Below are 17,785 nucleotides of genomic sequence, written 5' to 3' on the forward strand. Positions count from 1 at the left end.
AGCCAAGGCGTGACGCCGCCTGCCGACGGACAGTTGCCTTACTGGCGGCTGTCCGGGTTCTACCTGTTCTATTTCGCCCTGCTGGGCTCTACGGCGCCGTTTCTGGCGCTGTATTTCAATCATCTGGGCTTCTCCAGTGCGCGCATCGGCGAGCTGGTGGCCATTCCCATGCTGATGCGCTGTATCGCCCCCAACCTGTGGGGCTGGCTGGGCGATGTCAGCGGTCGCCGGCTGGCCATCGTGCGCTTTGGCGCGGCCTGCACGCTCCTGACCTTCGCGCTGATTCTGATCGACAAAAGCTACGCCTGGCTGGCGATGGTCATGGCGCTGCACGCGTTCTTCTGGCATGCCGTCTTGCCGCAATTCGAAGTCATTACCCTGGCGCATCTGCGCGACGAGCCGTGGCGCTACAGCCAGGTGCGGGTCTGGGGCTCGGTCGGCTTTACCCTGGCGGTCGTGGTGCTGGGGGCACTGTTGCAGCACTTTAGCCTGGACCTGTACCCGTACCTGTTATTGGCGATCATGCTCGGCATCGCCCTGAGCAGTTGGCAGGTGCCCAATGCCCAGCCTCTGGTCAAGCCTGCCAGAGGCGATGAAGGCGGTTTGTGGCGGCAACTGACCCGTCCCGGCGTGCTGGTTTTTTATCTGTGCGTGGCCTTGATGCAGCTCAGTCACGGGCCGTACTACACTTTTCTGACCCTGCACCTTGAGCATCTGGGCTACGGCCGTGGCGCCATCGGTCTGCTCTGGGCGCTGGGCGTGGTGGCCGAAGTCCTGATCTTCATGGTCATGGGCCGGGTGCTGCAGCGCTTCAGCGTGCGCAAGGTACTGCTGGCCAGTTTTCTGCTGGCGGCGCTGCGCTGGTTGCTACTGGGGCAGTGGCCCGAATACCCGGGCGTGCTGTTGTTTGCGCAACTGCTGCATGCCGCCACCTTTGGCAGCTTTCATGCTGCCGCGATTCATTTTGTGCAACGCAGCTTCGGCTCACGCCAGCAAGGTCAGGGCCAGGCGCTGTATGCGGCGCTGTCGGGCACCGGCGGCGCGCTGGGTGCGTTGTACGCCGGTTACAGCTGGAACACGTTGGGTCCGGCCTGGACATTCGGTATTGCCAGCCTGGCAGCACTGGCCGCTGCCGGCCTGATCGTCACTCTTCATAAGGAATTGCCTGCATGAGCAGTTTGTTCGTTTATCACCTGTCTTGCCCCGATGTACCGCACAAGGTGCTCAATCACTTCGACGACATCGCCGCGACCCTGGCCGAGCAAGGCATAGCCTTTGCGCGCGTGCAGGTTGCTGCGCCGATCGTGCCGGGCGCCAGTGAGCAAGACGTCGTGGCGACATTCAAGACGCAGATCGACACGCTTGATGCGGGCCAGGCGGTGCTGGAGGTGATCAGCGTGGGTAACGATCATCCGCAGAAGGCCGAGCTGCGAGCGGGCTATCTTCAGGAGCGGTTTCATAATGCCGATGAAGTGCGCTTTATCGTTGCCGGTCGCGGATTGTTCAGCCTGCACCTTGGCGATTACGTGTATGCACTGTTGTGTGAGCGCAACGATGTAATTTCAGTGCCGGCGGGGACTCGCCACTGGTTCGATCTGGGCGAGAATCCGTATCTGGTGGCTATCCGGCTGTTCAGTCAGGCTGGTGGCGAGATCGCGAAGGTGACCGATGATGACATCGCCAGCCGGTTTGCCGGGCTGGATGACTGAGTCGTACCGGAGGCTGATCTGCCAAGGCAAAAAAATACCGCGAAAGCCTAGGCAATCGCGGTCAGATCGAGGGAGCAATACGGTCAGGCAGGCAGCGCCGCAGGTGGGCGGCGATGCGGTTTCAGCGGGTGTGATACGTCGGCAGATCGAAGCGATGCTGGCTTTGCAGCATGGTGATAGCGGGCAATTCGCTGGCTTGGGCTGCCAGGTCGCGGCGGATGGCGCTGATCAGCCATTCCAGTTGCACCGGAGTATTGAGTTGGGCGTAGGACACACAGCGGCGGGTCTGGTTGCCGTCATGATCGCGCAGGGTAAGAAGGACGCCGCCATCAGGACGAGCCTGAGTGGTAACAACATAGTCGGAAAAGACCGAGGCGAATTTTTCCTGGATAAAAGTCATGTCTGGCGGCTCCATAGGTCATGGGATATCAAGCTGTGACCTAGTGGTTGCAGTGTCTGTGCCAGCATGGGGATTTAATAAAATACCTTTAAAATCAGCAACTTAAAAAAATACTGATTTTTCGGTCTCGTGCAAAATGCATGAATGACCTTCGTGCATCCTGCATTTTGCCGGTCGTACGACCACGGGCACCGGCAAAAAGTGCCGTATCTATTTATCTATTGCGCTCATAGCTCACCTTGCATTGACCCTGGTCGAACCGCTGGCGAGACTAGCGGTCAGTGTCTACAACGTATTGCTTGTTCGATTGTTCGAATCCAGCTTCAGGAGAGCTCCATGACCGACGCCCATCGTAATCCGCCTCAAGAAATGACCGATGAGGAAACCGCCGAGTTTGCCGAGCAGGTATTCGACGTTGCCCGCCAGGGCAATGCGCTGATGCTTGAGCGACTGCTGGACAAGGGCTTGCCTGTCAACCTGCGTAATCACAAAGGTGACACCTTGCTGATGCTGGCCAGTTATCACGGGCATTTATCCGCTGTGCAGGTCTTGCTCAAGCATCATGCCGATCCTGAAATTCGCAACGACAACGGCCAGAGTCCGATTGCCGGTGCAGCATTCAAAGGCGATCTGGCGGTGGTCCAGGCGCTTGTGGAGGCGGGGGCGAGTGTCGAAGGTGCTTCGGCTGACGGACGCACCGCGCTGATGATGGCGGCGATGTTCAATCGCACAGCTATTGTTGATTACCTGATTGGCCAGGGCGCCGATCCTCATGCCCGCGATGCGCGCGGTGTGACCCCGCTAGGTGCGGCTCAAGCCATGGGCGCACCCGATACGGCGGCACAATTGGCGGCGATCTGATCGGGCGCGATAGAGCTGCGCCGTAATTACCGTTATCCTGCGCGGCTCTTTTTGCTTGCCCAAGGATCGCCCCATGAAAGATTCCCTCATCGAACTCATCACCAAAGTCAGCTCCGGCTGCCTGGGCGAGCAAGAGATCCAGCAGATTGCCGACGAAGCGACCCAGGCATTTGCAGACCCGGCGGCCTTTCTGGCGGCCAACCCCGACATCAACTACGACGACAGCTTCCCTATTCCCCTGGGGGAATGGGTGGTGGTCGGCAGCCTGCCCGAGACCGTGCTGTTTCAGGCCGATAACTACATGGACCTGTTCAGCCAGATCGTCGCCTCGTTCGGTCCAGCGGTGGCGTTCAACATCAAGCCTAAACAGCTTGCCAAAACCGAGCCATTGACAGCGCTCAACCGCATCCAGATTCAACTGAGCAGCATGAACAAGGAGGCGGGGGGCTATGTGCTGATGAACTTCAGCCAGCCGCTGGATGACGAGCTGCAAGCTGTGCTGGTTTATGGCTGCGATGAACAGCGGGTCGTTGAACTGGCCGCCGAAGTGGGCATCCATGCCGTACCTGCGCTCAAGGCCTTGCAAACCGCCTGAGGTCAGCCCAGCGCGGTATCGAGAAACATCATCACCGCAAAGCCGCCCATCAGCCCCAGCGTGGCTGAAGTCTGGTGGCCATTGCGGTGGGTTTCCGGGATCACTTCGTGAGACACCACGAACAGCATGGCGCCGGCTGCCAGTCCCAGGCTGAGGGGGTAGGCGATGGCAAAACCGCTGGAAATGCCCAGGCCGACCAGCGCGCCCAACGGCTCCATCAAGCCTGAACCCACTGCAATCAGCATGGCTTTGAGCGGCGACAGCCCGATGGTGCGCAAGGCCAGCGCGATGGCCAGGCCTTCCGGGATATCCTGAATCGCAATGGCGCTGGTCAGCGGCAGGCCGACATTCATGTCACCGCCTGCAAAGCTGACGCCGATGGCCATGCCCTCGGGCAGGTTGTGCAGGGTAATGGCCAGCACGAACAGCCAGACCCGGTTGATGCGCTCGGCATTGGGGCCCTGACGCCCGACGCTTTCATGCTCGTGGGGGGTGAATTTTTCCAGGCCCAGCATCAACAAGACGCCCAGTCCCAGCCCGGCCACGACGATGGCGGCGGCCAGTGCGCCGTTGCCGGTGATCTCGCGGGCGGCTGCCAGGCCGGGCAGGATCAGCGAAAACGAGCTGGCGGCCAGCATCATGCCGGCTGCAAAGCCGAGCATGATGTCCTGAGTACGCTGGGCGATGTCGCGAAACACCACGGCCATCATCGCCCCCAGCGCAGTGGCGGTAAAGCCGGCGCTGCCGCCCAGCAAGGCGTGCTCGAGATTGACCCGGTTAGCGCCGTTGACGGCGTTATACAGGCTGGCAAGGCCAAGGCCGACAATGATGAGAATGGCCAGTGCAAAGCCCAGGCTCATGATCGGCGCGGTCTGCACCTGAGCCGACCAGGTGGCGCGCAGCGTGCGAAGTGGAGCGGGTGTTGGCATGAAACGACACCTTTCATGAAGAACCAGAGCAATCAGTGATTTCCGAACCTTGAGGCGATGGTTTGGTTCAATGGAAACCTTTTGTAATCATCAGGCTCTAGTAGTGGAACAACGACTATCAAGGAGCAACACCATGGGTTCGACGTTCAACAGTCTGGTTGGCTTGATCATTCTGGCGCTGGATATCTGGGCCATTCTGCATGTACTCAAAAGCAGTGCCGAAGTGGGAATGAAAATCCTCTGGGTATTGCTGATCGCGCTGCTGCCGGTACTGGGCCTGATCATCTGGGCCATTGCCGGCCCGCGGGGCAATCTGCGCATGTGATCACCCGCAGGGTCCGTGCAACAGCCGGTTACCATAAGTCTTTCTGGGCCAACATAAATTTCACATCGCCTGACTCATCATGCCCGGCTATCATTGTCGGCCGCGCGAATGCGACGGCAATACTCCATGGAGGGGTGGCGTAGCACGCCTGAATCCTGTTCATGGCTGCCCGCTTGCACCCCTTGTGCCCTTCAAGTAACCCTGATTCCTACGGATCCTACAACACATGGCCAAAACGGACGCCGCTGCTCGGCATGCATTGTCTCGCTTGCACAAACCCACATTAAAGGCCCATCTGGTCTACACCCTGCTCAGTGGCCTGGCCCTGATGCTGATGTACACCCTGCTGCGCATCGGGTTGCTGGTTTACAACCGCGAGATGATCGGCGAGACGCCGATGTCGACGTTTCTGGAGGCGCTGTTCAACGGCACGCGCTTCGACCTGCGTCTGACCATCTACCTGCTGATTCCGCTGTTCTTTGCCGTGTTCAGTGTCCGGGCCATGAGTGCGCGCGGGTTTTTTCGTTTCTGGTTGACTCTGGTCGGCAGCATCACGCTGTTTCTGGGCCTGGTCGAAATGGACTTCTACCGTGAATTCCACCAGCGGCTCAACGGTCTGGTCTTCCAGTACATCAAGGAAGACCCGAAAACCGTGCTGAGCATGCTCTGGTACGGCTTTCCGGTGGTGCGCTACTTGCTGGCCTGGGTTGCCGTCACCTGGTTGCTGAGCCTGGTGTTCAAAGGCATCGACCGTGTAGCACGCCCAAGCCAGAACACCTTCGGCAGCCGCGCCGTTGCACCCTGGTACGCGCGCGGTCTGGTGTTCTTCGTGATTCTGCTGGTTGCCGTGGTTGCCGCGCGCGGCACCTTGCGCCAAGGGCCGCCGCTGCGCTGGGGTGATGCCTACACCACCGATTCCAACTTCGCCAACCAGTTGGGCCTCAACGGCACCCTGACCCTGATCACTGCCGCCAAGAGCCGCATGTCCGAAGATCGCGACAATATCTGGAAGGCTACCCTGCCGCAGGATGAAGCGCAGAAGGTGGTGCGCGACATGTTGCTGAGCACGAACGAAAAGCTGGTCGAACCGGACCTGGCCGCTGTGCGCCGCGACTTCACGCCGCCTGCTCAGAACACCCTGCCGATCAAAAACGTGGTGGTCATTCTGATGGAAAGCTTCGCCGGTCACTCGGTGGGCGCTTTGGGCAGCAATGCCAACATCACCCCTTATTTCGACAAGCTGTCTCAGGAAGGCCTGCTGTTCGAGCAGTTCTTCTCCAACGGTACGCACACCCACCAGGGTATGTTCGCAACCATGGCCTGCTTCCCGAACCTGCCAGGTTTCGAATACCTGATGCAGACCCCTGAAGGCAGTCACAAGCTGTCCGGCTTGCCGCAGTTGCTCAGTGCCGGTCGTGACTACGACGATGTGTATGTCTACAACGGCAACTTCGCCTGGGATAACCAGTCGGGCTTCTTCAGCAACCAGGGCATGACCAACTTCATTGGTCGTGGCGATTACGTCAACCCGGTGTTCTCCGACCCGACGTGGGGCGTGTCCGACCAGGACATGTTCGACCGTGGCGCTCAGGAGCTCAAGGCTCGTCAGGGCGGCAAGCCGTTCTATGCCTTGCTGCAGACCCTGTCCAACCACACCCCCTACGCACTGCCGGAGCAATTGCCGGTCGAGCGCGTCACCGGTCACGGTACGCTGGATGAGCACCTGACTGCCATGCGGTATTCGGACTGGGCGCTGGGCCAGTTCTTCGAAAAGGCCAAGAAAGAGCCGTACTACAACGAAACCCTGTTCGTGGTGCTGGGCGACCATGGTTTTGGCAACAATCGGCAGCTGACCGAGCTGGACCTGGGTCGTTTCAACGTACCGTTGCTGTTGATCGCACCGGGCATCCAGGACAAGTTCGGCAAGCGCAGCAGCATCGTCGGTACCCAGGTCGATGTAGTGCCCACCATCATGGGCCGCCTCGGCGGCGAAACCCGTCATCAGTGCTGGGGTCGTGACCTGCTGAACCTGCCTGCGGGCGACAAGGGCTTTGGTGTCATCAAGCCGTCCGGCAGCGAACAGGTAGTCGGTATCATCAGCGGCAACCGCATCCTGATCGAGGCGGTAGACATGCCGGCCAAGGTGCTGACCTACCGTCTGGGCGCACAACCGTCGGCCGAACTGGTGCCGGATGCCGCCGACAGCGACGAGCTCAAGCGCAAGCTTGAAAGCTTCCTGCAAACGGCCACCAAGAGCCTGCTGGACAACACCGCAGGCGTAGAGGCCAGCAAGAACTGATCAGCGTTACAACGTGTTTTGAAAGGCCCTTCGGGGCCTTTTTTTGTGGTTCGCCATCCGCATGCCGCGCCGCCGTCTAAAGTAAGGCATGCAGTGTTCGGCCTCTTGTCGGTGCACCGTTCATCCACCACGACTTGCAGGCTCTGCAGTCGGCAAAACCCCTGCACTGGATTTGAACGAACCGCTTAACTTCCCGGTCAAGATCACGTAAGCCAACGTCTGGCTGAATTGCGGAGGCATTGATGAAACAGTGGGCCGTCTCGTATGTCGATAAGGATGGTGTAGCGCAATGCGTGAATGTCGATTCGCCAGAGCGCCCCGACCATGAGAAAGCTGCTCGATTGCTGCGCCATAAACTTTTTCCGGTGACCGATGAGTTGAACCTCAACGATCTGGAAGGGCGCACGGCCGAACCTACGCTCAAGACCCTTAAAGACCACAACAGCGTCGAAATCAAATCCATCGAAGAAGTCTCCTGAGTGCCTTGATCATTCAAGCCTCTTGGCAGGTGACTGGCGATAGGACTACTCTGCAAGCGGGGCCGGTCATACGGCCCCTTCCGTCGACGTGTGCTCTGGTGCAGACCAGCGTCGTCGCGCTTCATGCTTGATTGCCAGGCGTGCGCCAGGCTTCGCCGGGTGCACACCTGCGTTGAAACTCTATCTATCGTTGCATAGGAGGACGTTTCATGAGCACAGCCCATTCGGAAGACATCAGCACCCACGTGCTGCGCTGTATGAAAGAGGGCGGTTTTGACTTCGCCCGCATCCATCCCATCGAGTTCTACGCTGTGTTCCCCGATGAGAGACGGGCCCGTAAAGCTGCTCAACAATTTCGTGGCGAATCGCTCAATACCCAGATCAACGAACGTGAAGACGGTGCCTGGCATTTACAGGTCAGCAAGGTCATGTATGCCACTTACAACGGCATCGGTGACTTCGAGCACGATTTGCAAACTGCCATCCTGCCGCTGGACGGCGAAGTCGAGGGCTGGGGGGTCAAGCACGAACTCAGACGTCTGAACTGAATAGCATTGCCGAGGCGCCTTAACGGTGCAGCGGCAAAGCCCAAAACAAAAATACAGGCCAAAAAAAAGCCACTGCAAGCAGTGGCTCAAACGGGAATCCGGTCAACAATCGGGTGCAACGCAGAATCGGTCGGGGAGGGCCGGTGCCTTGTCTGCTTGCGTGTGGCGATTATGGCGAACTAATAGCCACCCCGGTAATCAACTCTTTCTATGCGGCCTATAGTTTTCACCCGAGCAGTGCCTGCGAATGAGGCGTCAGTGAATCTTCAGGTTGGTTTGTGCACAAGGATGGTGCGTTTAATGTCTTGCCTATTCGTAAATAATTGATAACAAAGGGTTTATGCCGGTGGCACGGGCCTTGCGAAGGCTTCCGTGCCCTGGGTGACAAGGAGTACGGCATGATCCGCACCTTTTATGATGAGATGTACGATGCTGGCGGTCTGGTTCGCCCGCATTACCGGGAATTTGCCCGTTGGCTAGGGGACGCGCCGCCAGAGCTGCTCGCTCAACGGCGCCGTGAGGCCGATCTGTTGTTTCATCGCGCCGGGATTACGTTCACGCTCTATGGGGACGAGCAGGGCACCGAACGGTTGATTCCTTTCGATACCATTCCACGCAGCATTCCAGCCAGTGAATGGCGGATTGTCGAGCGTGGCTGTATTCAGCGCGTCAAGGCGCTGAACATGTTTCTTGCCGATCTGTATCACGACCAGCGCATTATCAAGGCGGGTATCGTTCCAGCCGAACAAGTGCTGGCCAACGATCAGTATCAACTGGCAATGCAAGGTCTCGACCTGCACCGGGATCTGTACTCGCATATCTCGGGCGTGGACCTGGTACGCGACGCCGACGGCACCTATTACGTGCTCGAAGACAACTTGCGTACGCCAAGCGGCGTGAGCTACATGCTTGAAGACCGCAAGATGATGATGCGTTTGTTCCCGGAGTTATTTGCCGCGCAGCGCATTGCACCGATCGATCATTATCCGAACCTGTTGCTCGATACCCTTAAAAGCTCCAGCCCGCTGGATAACCCCAGCGTTGTGGTACTGACGCCCGGGCGCTTCAACAGTGCGTTTTTCGAGCATGCGTTTCTGGCGCGGGAAATGGGTGTCGAGCTGGTGGAAGGCGCCGACCTGTTCGTGCGTGACGACCGGGTGTTCATGCGTACGACCTCGGGTCCAAAGCCGGTGGATGTCATCTACCGTCGCCTGGATGACGCCTTCCTCGACCCGCTGGCCTTCAGGCCGGACTCGACGCTCGGCGTGCCCGGACTGTTGGCGGCCTACCGCAGCGGTAACGTGGTATTGGCCAATGCCATCGGCACCGGGGTGGCGGACGACAAGTCGATCTATCCGTACGTCACCGACATGATCCGCTTCTATCTCGATGAAGAACCGATTCTCAAGAACGTGCCGACCTGGCAGTGCCGCAAACCGGCCGAGCTGTCTCATGTGCTGGCCAATCTCAAGGATCTGGTGGTCAAGGAGACCCAGGGTTCCGGCGGCTACGGCATGCTGGTCGGCCCTGCCGCTACGGCTGCCGAGATCGAAGCTTTCCGCGCGCGCCTGATTGCCAAGCCGCACGCTTACATTGCCCAACCCACCTTGTCCCTGTCGACCTGTCCGACCTTCGTCGAGAACGGCATCGCCCCGCGACACATCGATCTTCGTCCATTTGTCCTGTCCGGCCGCGAAACCCGCGTGGTGCCCGGCGGGCTCACCCGGGTCGCCTTGCGTGAAGGCTCACTGGTGGTGAACTCGTCTCAGGGTGGCGGTACCAAGGACACCTGGGTGGTCGAGGATTAAGGATGCCTGCCTATGCTTAGTAGAACTGCCTCTGATCTGTTCTGGATGTCGCGTTACCTTGAACGGGTCGAAAACCTCGCGCGCATGCTCGACGTCAGTTATTCCCTGTCGCTGATGCCTCAGGACGGGCGTGGCGACGGGCTGGACGAAATTGCCATGCCGCTGTTGATCACCGGCACCCTGGATGCCTATGTAGAGCGCCACGGCGAAATGCATGCTGAACGCATGCTGCATTTCTTTGCGCTGGACGCCAGCAACCCGGCGAGCATCTACAGCTGCCTGGGTGCCGCGCGCAGCTGTGCACACGCGGTGCGCGGACGGATCACGGCCGATATCTGGGAGAACATCAACTCCACGTGGCTGGAAATTCGTGGCATTGCCCAGCAAGGGCTGACGCGTTACGGGTTGAGCCGTTTCTGTGAATGGGTCAAGGAGCGCTCGCACCTGTTTCGCGGCGCCACCTACGGCACCATCATGCGTAACGATGCATTCCGCTTCATTCGCCTGGGCACCTTCATCGAGCGTAGCGACAATACATTGCGCATGCTCGACGCTCGCTACGACATGCTCGAACTGCGCGGCTCGCATGCCAATGCCGCCGCCGACAACTCGGCCGCCGGCTACTATCAGTGGAGCGCCTTGTTGCGCGCGCTGTCGTGCTTCGAGGCCTACACCGAGTTGTACCGCGATGCGCCCGACGCGCGCCATGTGTCCGAGCTGTTGCTGTTACGCGCCGACACGCCGCGCTCGTTGCTCGCGTGCCTGGAAGAGATCGATGAGATTCTCACCAGCCTGCCGGGTGACAACGGTCGTCCGGCCCAGCGACTGGCAGCGGAGCTGCATGCCCGTCTGCGTTTTACCGGTATCGACGAAGTGCTCGATGCAGGTCTGCATGAGTGGCTGAACGGCTTCCTTCCCTTGGTGGCCCGCTTGGGCGATGCCATTCACACGTCCTATCTGGAGGTTGCATGAGACTTTCGATCAGCCATGAGACCTGCTACCACTATGAAGCCCAGGTCCGCGCCAGCATCCAGTATTTGCGTCTGACCCCGCATGACAGCGAGCGCCAGAAAATCCTCAGCTGGCAACTGAACCTGCCGCGTCCAGTGCGTGCCCAGGTCGACCCGTACGGTAATATTCTGCACGTGATGACCCTGGACGAGCCGCATGAGGCGATCAAGATCAGTGCGCGGGGCCAGGTAGAGATCGACCCTACCCGTGAGTGCGAGCATGAAGCCCAGTCACCGCTGCCGTTTCTGCGCTCCACCCAGCTCACCGAGCCTGACCAGGCGCTGCGTGAGTTTGCGGCTGTGCAGAGCCAGCAGCGCACCGACCGGGCGGCACTGATCGATCTGATGCATGCGTTGAATCAGCACATGGTGTACACCCCGGGCGCTACCGAGGTCGATACCAGTGCTGCGCAGGCTTTTGCCGGGCGTAGCGGTGTGTGTCAGGACCATACCCATGCGTTCCTGGCGTGTGCCCGTAGCCTGGGGGTTCCGGCGCGTTATGTGTCGGGTTATCTGTGCAGCGAAGACAGTGATCACCTGTCCAGCCATGCCTGGGCCGAGGCGTGGATCGATGACGCCTGGTACAGCTTTGATGTCACCAATCAGCTCGCCATCCCCGAGCGCCATCTGAAAGTGGCGGTTGGCCTGGATTATCTGGACGCTTGTCCGGTGCGCGGTATGCGCCGTGGCGGTGGTTTCGAGCAGATGCATGCGCGAGTGCTGGTGGAGCCGGCCGAGCCGATTCAGATCCACGCACAGAAGCAATCGCAGTCCCAGTCACAATCGTCATCGCAAAAACAGACACAAGCGCAGCACCCATGACAGCAGGGCAGGCCGGATAAAAAATCCGGCCTGCCAGCTTGAGTGTGGGGAGCGTTATTCGGCGGGGTCGTCGCTGATGTCGTAGAGCGCGTTATGCAGCTCTTCGTAGTTACCGCCATTCACCACGCTGAAATAGCCGGCGTTACGCAGCTTGTCCTGGGCGCGGCTGGCTTTTTCATCGCTGCTGGAAAAAATCACGAACACCGAATTGCGATCGTTGAGCACCAGTTTCATCTGGTTGACCAGCCGGCGATCATCGACACGCACGGCGTTAAGCACCGTGCCGGCGTCATATTCGATCTGGCTGCGCACATCCACTGCCAGCTTGCCTTCCTTCAAGGCGGTCACTGCACTGGCCTGATCCACTACACCGGCCTGGGCGCCAACACCGCAGGTCAGCAACGCTAAAGCTATCCATTGACGCATAAGCCGATCTCCCTGATTACCTGACGACAAACCAGTACCGATCGATGGCGCGTTGTCTGTTTCAACCGAACAAGCGGCTCAGGTTCGGTACGATCAATACCAGTATGGTTGCAAACAGGATAAGCCCGGCCTGACGATATTTCGAATGATTAAGCATGGCTGACTGCCTTTTGTTGTTATTCCTGAGCGACAACAGCCGGCCGGTTTCTGTCTGGAAATCGGTAGGCTGGCAAAGGGTGAAGCCATAGGGCAGGTATAACGGTTATCGGGGCGGGAAGAGCGGCGCTATAAAAATCGTTATTACGCCCCGCCAAGATACAGATTTAACCTTAGAGGCCTTGTTTCATCGGGCTTAGAACGCTTTGGTATTTAAATGAAATTGCTAATTTCTCTGCGTTATCAAAAGAATATGATCACCTTGTCGATGCCTCGTCTAGACGCCTCATCACTGATAAGTCTGTGCTTGACCGTTCGTCCGGGGAGTCACTGCGGGTGTGACTTGATTTGCAAGCCTTGGCAAGGCAGGCTTGGCACGTCCTAATTCTCCTTCACTGTTTCAGGTCAATTTTCAATGCCGTTACGTATCTGCATCCTGGAAACCGATGTGCTGCGTCCAGAACTGGTCGAGCCGTACCAAAGCTATGGCCGGATGTTCGAGAAGATGTTCGCCCGCCAGCCGATCAAGGCGCAGTTCGTCATTTATAACGTCATGCAAGGTGATTACCCGGCTGAGGATGAGCATTTCGATGCCTGGCTGGTGACCGGCAGCAAGGCCGACTCGTTTGGCAGCGACCCCTGGATCCAGACCCTCAAGGCGTACCTGCTAAAGCTTTATCAGCGCGGTGAAAAATTGCTGGGCGTCTGTTTCGGCCATCAGTTGCTGGCCTTGCTGCTGGGTGGCCAGACTGAGCGGGCGAGCCGTGGCTGGGGTGTCGGTATTCACCACTACCGGCTGCACACCGCTGCACCGTGGATGACGCCGAATCTTGATGACCTGACACTGCTGATCAGCCATCAGGACCAGGTGACGCGCCTGCCTGGGCACGCCACGGTCATTGCCTCAAGTGACTTCTGTCCGTTCGCGGCCTATCACATCAACGATCAGGTGCTGTGCTTTCAGGGGCACCCGGAGTTCATTCACGACTATTCCAAAGCGTTGATGGACATCCGCCAGGAATCGCTGGGCGAAGCGCTGTACCGTACCGCGTTGGCCAGCCTGGAACATGACCACCACGGCACCACCGTGGCCGAATGGATGATGCGCTTTGTGGCCTACAAACCCGAGCTGGCAACAGCGTCTATAGCCAACCTGAGCGCTTGAAGCTGGCAAACAGTCCGGTACAGCCACCAACGATGACGCCCAGTACGATGAAATAACCGTAATGCCAGCTCAGCTCCGGCATGTTCTCGAAGTTCATGCCGTAGATACCGGCGATGGCCGTAGGGAAGGCCAGGATGGCCGCCCAGGCGGCGAACTTGCGCTGCACCAGACTTTGTCGCGACGATTCCAGCAGCAGGCCGATCTCGATGGTCTGACTGGCGATGTCGCGCAGGTTGGCGATGTCTTCCATCTGCCGTTTGACATGAATTTCCACGTCGCGAAAGTACGGACGCATGTTTTTGTCGATGAAGGGGAAACTGAGTTTCTGCAATTCTTCACCGACCTCGACCATGGGCGCCAGGTAACGCCACAAGCGCAGCAGATCGCGGCGCAGGCTGTGAATGCGATGGATAAGGGTGTCACTCATCACGCCGTTGAGAACGCTTTGTTCCAGCTCTTCAAGTTCGCAGTGAATGGCTTCGGTGACCGGCTGGTAATTCTCCGTCACGAAATCCAGCAAGGCATAAAGTACAAAGTCCTCGCCATGTTCGAGCAGCAGCGGGCGCGCCTCGCAGCGTTGGCGTACCACGCTGTAGGACTTGGAGTGGCCGTTGCGTGAGGTGATCACATAGCCCTTGCCGGCAAAGATATGCGTCTCGATGAACTGTAACTTGCCGTCTTCCCTGATGGGCGCATAGGTGACGATGAACAGGGCGTCGCCAAAGGTTTCCAGCTTGGGCCGGCTGTGCACTTCCAGTGCGTCTTCAATGGCCAGCTCATGCAGGTTGAACTGCTTCTTCAGGCTGGCCAGTTCCTGCGGGTCGGGTTTTTCCAGGCCGATCCAGACAAAGTGGCCAGGCCTGGCGGCCCAGGACGCGCCTTCATCCAGTGTGATGTTGCTGACTTTCCGGCCTGCACTGTAAACCGCTGCTGCAACGACTCGGCCCATAGATAGTTCGCTTCTTCCAGAGGGTAACGGCGCCAGAGGGGTCTGCGCGCTCGTTGATCAGATTGTGGCGCCTGCCATGAGTTCGGGCTGAGTCGGCACGGCGTGAGGCAGGCTTGCTTACACCAGATGCTGGCGGTCTTTCTCGATGGCGGCGTCCAGCGTCTGCAGCAAGGCATGGCGCACCTTGAGCTTGGTTTGCGCATGCGCCTTCATGTTCAGCTTCTGCAAGTGTGCAGCGACCTGACGAGCAGTGTCGTGCAGCGCTTCACTGCTGACCACCTGATCGAGGAAGCCGGCTTGCAGCGCCTGCTGCGGGTTGAACATTTCTGCGTTGATCACTGCACGGTTAAAGGCCGACTTGCGCAACCGGTCACGCGCCAGCTCGATGCCGGCGTGGTGCATGGTCATGCCGATCTGTACTTCGTTGAGGCCGATGTTGAAAGCACCTTCGACGCCAATCCGGTAATCGGCCGACAGCAGCAAAAAGGCACCCTTGGCCACGGCATGTCCAGGGCATGCGACGATAACAGGGAAGGGGTGGGCCAGAATGCGTCGCGCCAGTGTAGAACCCTGCGCCACCAGGTCGATAGCGGCCTGCGGGCCGGACGTCATGACCTTGAGATCGTAACCGCCCGACAGAATGCCTGGCTGCCCGGTAAGGATCACCACGGCGCGATCCTGTATGGCTTGATCCAGCGCTGCATCGAGCGCAGTCAGCACGGCCGGCGACAGGGCGTTGACCTTGCCGTTGTTCAACGTCAGCGTGGCGATGCCGTCTTGCAGGTGATACGAGACCAGGTCGGTCATGGCGCAATTCCTTGTTGTCGTAATAATGCGCAGACGTTACCCACCCGGCGCGGGCAGGTAAAGGACTGACTCATCGGTCATGAGCGGTCTGACAGTTCATGTCGCCATGCCGAATCTTCACGGCTCGATATCGTTGAAACCGCAGTACTCTTCCCACTCCATGCCCAGTGCCTCGGCCACTTGCCGATGAGCTTCCAGGCGCATGCTTTTAAGTTGCTCGGGGGATTCGGCGATCAACTGCAGTGCCAGTTCCCAAGGCTCAATGCCTTGTTCTTCGGCGCTGTCCTCAAACGCCCATTGCACCTGTTGCTGTTGCTCTTTGGCGCTGAGCTGGCTGATTTCATCCTTGAGGGTCGGATGGGTTGCCAGGTATTTGCTCAGGGCTGCTTCGTGCCATTGGTCAAGATTCATTGCGGGGCTCCTCACAGGCTGGCGGATACGAAAAAGCGCCATTATCTATGGCTGGCACCCTCTGGCAAGCCCGCCGCGTTCTTGCGCCGCGCCGCATTGATGGAAGACTGTCCGCCGGAAGGGTCAAAGCACTGGCTGTCGTAGCGGGGGCTGACGCACTGCGAAGGCACGGTCGGCGGCGGCAAGCGATTGCGCTGCACCTGCTTGTAACCTTCGCCTTCAATGACATACGTGTTGGCCTTGCCGCTGACTTTCAGGTTTTGAATGGCCTGCAGATTGACCTTGTGTACGTGATCGCGAGGCATATCCGGCATGGCCAGTGGCGGCCCTGCCCTCTGTACCGTCGCTTGAGGACAGGAAATCGAGCTATAGCTGACGGCACCCTGCGCCGAGACACACTTATAAATCTCGGCTTGTACCGATGTGCACAAAACAAGACACAGCGCAGGGGCGATAAATAATGAAGGCCTTTTCATACGAACTCTCCTTGAGGATGGCAAGGCTAGCATTTGCTTATTGGTGAGAATAGGCGCGAATGCCGTTCGTCTGTCTATGGCGCACTTTTGAGGCGGGCATTGTTCGGACCAGTAATAGAGGCTTTATCACTGCACTGGAGATTTTGCATGTCAGACCCTGAATCAGATGACCTGAACTTCGATCCCGAGTCGCCGGATGTCGAGGATCCGCAGGTTGATCCTTTGTCCCCGGCCAAAACGCCAGAAAAGGACGCACCCAAAGGCGACTATCCACCTTACAACGAGCCGGATGACGAATAGCGTCAGCGATTGGATCTGAGATATTCGAGCAGGTCTTCCATGCGTTGATCATTGCCGATCCACCACAGCTTCATGCGCGTACCGGGAATCACGCCATCCGGATCCTTGACGAAAGCTGCAATTTTCTCGGGGGTCCAGACGATGCCCGAGGCATGTAAGGCATCGGTGTACTTGTAGTCATCGGTCTGCCCGGCAGGGCGATCGATGACGCCATTGAGCTGCGGGCCGAAGGCTGCGCGTGCCGATGGGCCGATCTTGTGACAGCCCGAGCAGAGCCGGGTGTAAACCGCCTTGCCGGCTTCGGCATCGCCTGCGGCATGGGCGATGCTGGTTGTCAGTAGCATTGACAGCAGTAAAGCGATGTTCTTCATGGGGCTCGGTAGTGCATGGGTCAGGGCGTGCATGCTAACCCACACGAAAGATGAGGTGTACTGCGTAAAAGCCTCAGGAAAAAAACGTGTAGGCCGCCACGAATAATCCCACGGTGAACACGGCGCCAAGGCTGGCGGACAGCAGCATGCTGCGCATTTCAGCGCGAGGGTCAGCCGAGTCGCGCAACTCTTTTTCGAGGCGCAGGCGATCTTCGCGTATTTGCTGAAGAGCGTGTTGGCGGTCCATGGTCATCCTTGAAGAGAGTAAGGGAGTGCCGGTCGCATTCATTGCTGGAGCCAAACAGGCGTTATCAATGCGTAAGGCTTACAATTTGCTGATAAAGGCAGCAGCGCTCATCACCACCATAATGATTCCGCTGGTGGCGACAAACGGATAATACACGGCCTCCCTTTTGAGTTTGGTGGATTCGGCGTTCAGCTTGCGTGCCTCGGCATTGAGCTTTTGAAGCTCTGCCTGCAGCTTGTCAACTTCCAGTTCGTCTCTTTCGTTCAGCATTTCTCATCCTGACTGGTTATTGATCGTCCTTGAGGTGTCTATGTGCAGGCGTCTAGCCTATCAGGCATGAGGATGCAGAGGATGTTTGACAAAAGCTTGATACCAGGCACGTGATGTAGGAAAGAGCTGAAAGTCATGTGCGGTTGTGTAAGAAGATGGAATTTTGGTCCTGAAATGGTCCTAAGCCTAAACGCCAGAAACGAAAAAGCCCTGAGATCTTTTCAGAAATCAGGGCTTTAGCTTGTATCGAATATGGCGGTGAAAGAGGGATTCGAACCTGCCTGCACTCTATTTCTGCGTAACCGCCTCACCAACCCCACATTCCAAGCCCCAACCTGATCCCCGATGCTGAGCTCCCGAAACCTCTCAGGAGCCAGCCGCTCATGATGCGTCCCGACGCCAAAGTCGAAAAAGTCTATCTC

General features: G+C 58.4%; 23 protein-coding genes. 13 read left to right on the top strand and 10 right to left on the bottom strand.

Going from position 1 to position 17,785, the window contains the following annotated elements; all coding sequences use genetic code 11:
• Positions 1-9: 9 nt before the first annotated feature.
• Positions 10-1,173 (top strand): MFS transporter, encoded by a 1,164-nt coding sequence (locus ACYP2A_RS22090; protein ID WP_459748064.1) that lies wholly within the window; start codon positions 10-12, stop codon positions 1,171-1,173.
• Positions 1,170-1,709 (top strand): 1,2-dihydroxy-3-keto-5-methylthiopentene dioxygenase, encoded by a 540-nt coding sequence (locus ACYP2A_RS22095; RefSeq protein WP_459748065.1) that lies wholly within the window; start codon positions 1,170-1,172, stop codon positions 1,707-1,709. Before ACYP2A_RS22090 ends, ACYP2A_RS22095 begins: the two co-directional genes overlap by 4 nt.
• Positions 1,710-1,830: 121 nt before the next feature.
• Here ACYP2A_RS22095 and ACYP2A_RS22100 read toward each other — a convergent pair whose 3' ends face one another.
• Positions 1,831-2,109: a DUF3509 domain-containing protein gene (locus tag ACYP2A_RS22100; RefSeq protein ID WP_459748066.1), complete on the bottom strand. Its 279-nt coding sequence runs from the start codon at positions 2,107-2,109 to the stop codon at positions 1,831-1,833.
• Between the two features lie 336 nt (positions 2,110-2,445).
• Between ACYP2A_RS22100 and ACYP2A_RS22105 the strand changes: the two genes are divergently transcribed.
• Both ACYP2A_RS22105 and ACYP2A_RS22110 read left to right on the top strand, forming a co-directional pair.
• Positions 2,446-2,970 carry an ankyrin repeat domain-containing protein gene (locus ACYP2A_RS22105; protein ID WP_459748067.1) on the top strand — a complete coding sequence of 175 codons (525 nt, stop codon included), beginning with the start codon at positions 2,446-2,448 and terminating at the stop codon, positions 2,968-2,970.
• A 73-nt stretch (positions 2,971-3,043) separates the two neighbouring features.
• A complete protein-coding gene (locus tag ACYP2A_RS22110; RefSeq protein ID WP_459748068.1) occupies positions 3,044-3,565 on the top strand; it encodes a hypothetical protein in 522 nt (173 codons plus the stop codon).
• A gap of 2 nt (positions 3,566-3,567) precedes the next feature.
• Here ACYP2A_RS22110 and ACYP2A_RS22115 read toward each other — a convergent pair whose 3' ends face one another.
• Positions 3,568-4,494, bottom strand: a complete 927-nt coding sequence (locus tag ACYP2A_RS22115; RefSeq protein ID WP_459748069.1) for a ZIP family metal transporter — start codon at positions 4,492-4,494, stop codon at positions 3,568-3,570.
• Between the two features lie 133 nt (positions 4,495-4,627).
• Between ACYP2A_RS22115 and ACYP2A_RS22120 the strand changes: the two genes are divergently transcribed.
• The 7 genes from ACYP2A_RS22120 (at position 4,628) to ACYP2A_RS22150 (ending at position 11,785) form a co-directional block, all read left to right on the top strand.
• Entirely contained in the window at positions 4,628-4,819 is a 192-nt protein-coding gene (locus ACYP2A_RS22120) for a PLD nuclease N-terminal domain-containing protein (RefSeq protein WP_459748070.1), read from the top strand.
• A 226-nt stretch (positions 4,820-5,045) separates the two neighbouring features.
• Positions 5,046-7,118: an LTA synthase family protein gene (locus tag ACYP2A_RS22125; protein WP_459748071.1), complete on the top strand. Its 2,073-nt coding sequence runs from the start codon at positions 5,046-5,048 to the stop codon at positions 7,116-7,118.
• Positions 7,119-7,360: 242 nt separating this feature from the next.
• On the top strand, positions 7,361-7,597 hold the full coding sequence (locus tag ACYP2A_RS22130) for a hypothetical protein (protein ID WP_459748073.1): 237 nt from the start codon (positions 7,361-7,363) through the stop codon (positions 7,595-7,597).
• 209 nt (positions 7,598-7,806) lie between these two features.
• Entirely contained in the window at positions 7,807-8,145 is a 339-nt protein-coding gene (locus tag ACYP2A_RS22135) for a ribonuclease E inhibitor RraB (protein ID WP_459748074.1), read from the top strand.
• A gap of 398 nt (positions 8,146-8,543) precedes the next feature.
• Positions 8,544-9,953 (top strand): circularly permuted type 2 ATP-grasp protein, encoded by a 1,410-nt coding sequence (locus ACYP2A_RS22140; protein ID WP_459748075.1) that lies wholly within the window; start codon positions 8,544-8,546, stop codon positions 9,951-9,953.
• A gap of 12 nt (positions 9,954-9,965) precedes the next feature.
• Positions 9,966-10,925, top strand: coding sequence for an alpha-E domain-containing protein (locus tag ACYP2A_RS22145; RefSeq protein WP_459748076.1), 960 nt, complete (start codon positions 9,966-9,968; stop codon positions 10,923-10,925).
• Complete coding sequence (locus ACYP2A_RS22150) at positions 10,922-11,785, top strand: transglutaminase family protein (protein WP_459748078.1); 864 nt, start codon at positions 10,922-10,924, stop codon at positions 11,783-11,785. The genes ACYP2A_RS22145 and ACYP2A_RS22150 overlap by 4 nt, the downstream gene beginning before the upstream one ends.
• A gap of 54 nt (positions 11,786-11,839) precedes the next feature.
• Here the strand turns inward: ACYP2A_RS22150 and ACYP2A_RS22155 are convergent, their stop codons facing one another.
• Positions 11,840-12,211 (bottom strand): rhodanese-like domain-containing protein, encoded by a 372-nt coding sequence (locus ACYP2A_RS22155; protein ID WP_459748080.1) that lies wholly within the window; start codon positions 12,209-12,211, stop codon positions 11,840-11,842.
• Between the two features lie 571 nt (positions 12,212-12,782).
• On the opposite strand from ACYP2A_RS22155, the gene ACYP2A_RS22160 reads away from it, so the two are divergent.
• Positions 12,783-13,532, top strand: coding sequence for an amidotransferase (locus ACYP2A_RS22160; protein WP_459748081.1), 750 nt, complete (start codon positions 12,783-12,785; stop codon positions 13,530-13,532).
• Here the strand turns inward: ACYP2A_RS22160 and ACYP2A_RS22165 are convergent.
• The 4 genes from ACYP2A_RS22165 to ACYP2A_RS22180 all read right to left on the bottom strand — a co-directional run bounded on the left by ACYP2A_RS22165 (position 13,510) and on the right by ACYP2A_RS22180 (position 16,175).
• Complete coding sequence (locus ACYP2A_RS22165; protein ID WP_459748082.1) at positions 13,510-14,481, bottom strand: magnesium and cobalt transport protein CorA; 972 nt, start codon at positions 14,479-14,481, stop codon at positions 13,510-13,512. The two genes, ACYP2A_RS22160 and ACYP2A_RS22165, sit on opposite strands and share 23 nt — an antisense overlap.
• Positions 14,482-14,598: 117 nt before the next feature.
• The gene (locus ACYP2A_RS22170; RefSeq protein ID WP_459748083.1) at positions 14,599-15,288 is read right to left on the bottom strand and encodes a crotonase/enoyl-CoA hydratase family protein; all 690 of its coding nucleotides are present in this window, start codon (positions 15,286-15,288) and stop codon (positions 14,599-14,601) included.
• 117 nt (positions 15,289-15,405) lie between these two features.
• Positions 15,406-15,699: a DUF6388 family protein gene (locus ACYP2A_RS22175; protein WP_459748084.1), complete on the bottom strand. Its 294-nt coding sequence runs from the start codon at positions 15,697-15,699 to the stop codon at positions 15,406-15,408.
• A 41-nt stretch (positions 15,700-15,740) separates the two neighbouring features.
• Entirely contained in the window at positions 15,741-16,175 is a 435-nt protein-coding gene (locus tag ACYP2A_RS22180; RefSeq protein WP_459748085.1) for a DUF4124 domain-containing protein, read from the bottom strand.
• Between the two features lie 147 nt (positions 16,176-16,322).
• Between ACYP2A_RS22180 and ACYP2A_RS22185 the strand changes: the two genes are divergently transcribed.
• Complete coding sequence (locus tag ACYP2A_RS22185; protein ID WP_459748086.1) at positions 16,323-16,475, top strand: DUF6021 family protein; 153 nt, start codon at positions 16,323-16,325, stop codon at positions 16,473-16,475.
• 2 nt (positions 16,476-16,477) lie between these two features.
• Here the strand turns inward: ACYP2A_RS22185 and ACYP2A_RS22190 are convergent, their stop codons facing one another.
• From ACYP2A_RS22190 to ACYP2A_RS22200, 3 genes are all read right to left on the bottom strand, one after another.
• On the bottom strand, positions 16,478-16,846 hold the full coding sequence (locus ACYP2A_RS22190) for a c-type cytochrome (protein ID WP_459748102.1): 369 nt from the start codon (positions 16,844-16,846) through the stop codon (positions 16,478-16,480).
• A 73-nt stretch (positions 16,847-16,919) separates the two neighbouring features.
• On the bottom strand, positions 16,920-17,093 hold the full coding sequence (locus ACYP2A_RS22195; RefSeq protein WP_459748088.1) for a hypothetical protein: 174 nt from the start codon (positions 17,091-17,093) through the stop codon (positions 16,920-16,922).
• Between the two features lie 78 nt (positions 17,094-17,171).
• On the bottom strand, positions 17,172-17,363 hold the full coding sequence (locus ACYP2A_RS22200) for a hypothetical protein (protein ID WP_459748090.1): 192 nt from the start codon (positions 17,361-17,363) through the stop codon (positions 17,172-17,174).
• Positions 17,364-17,785 lie beyond the last annotated feature (422 nt).

Source organism: Pseudomonas sp. 3A(2025), assembly GCF_054589175.1.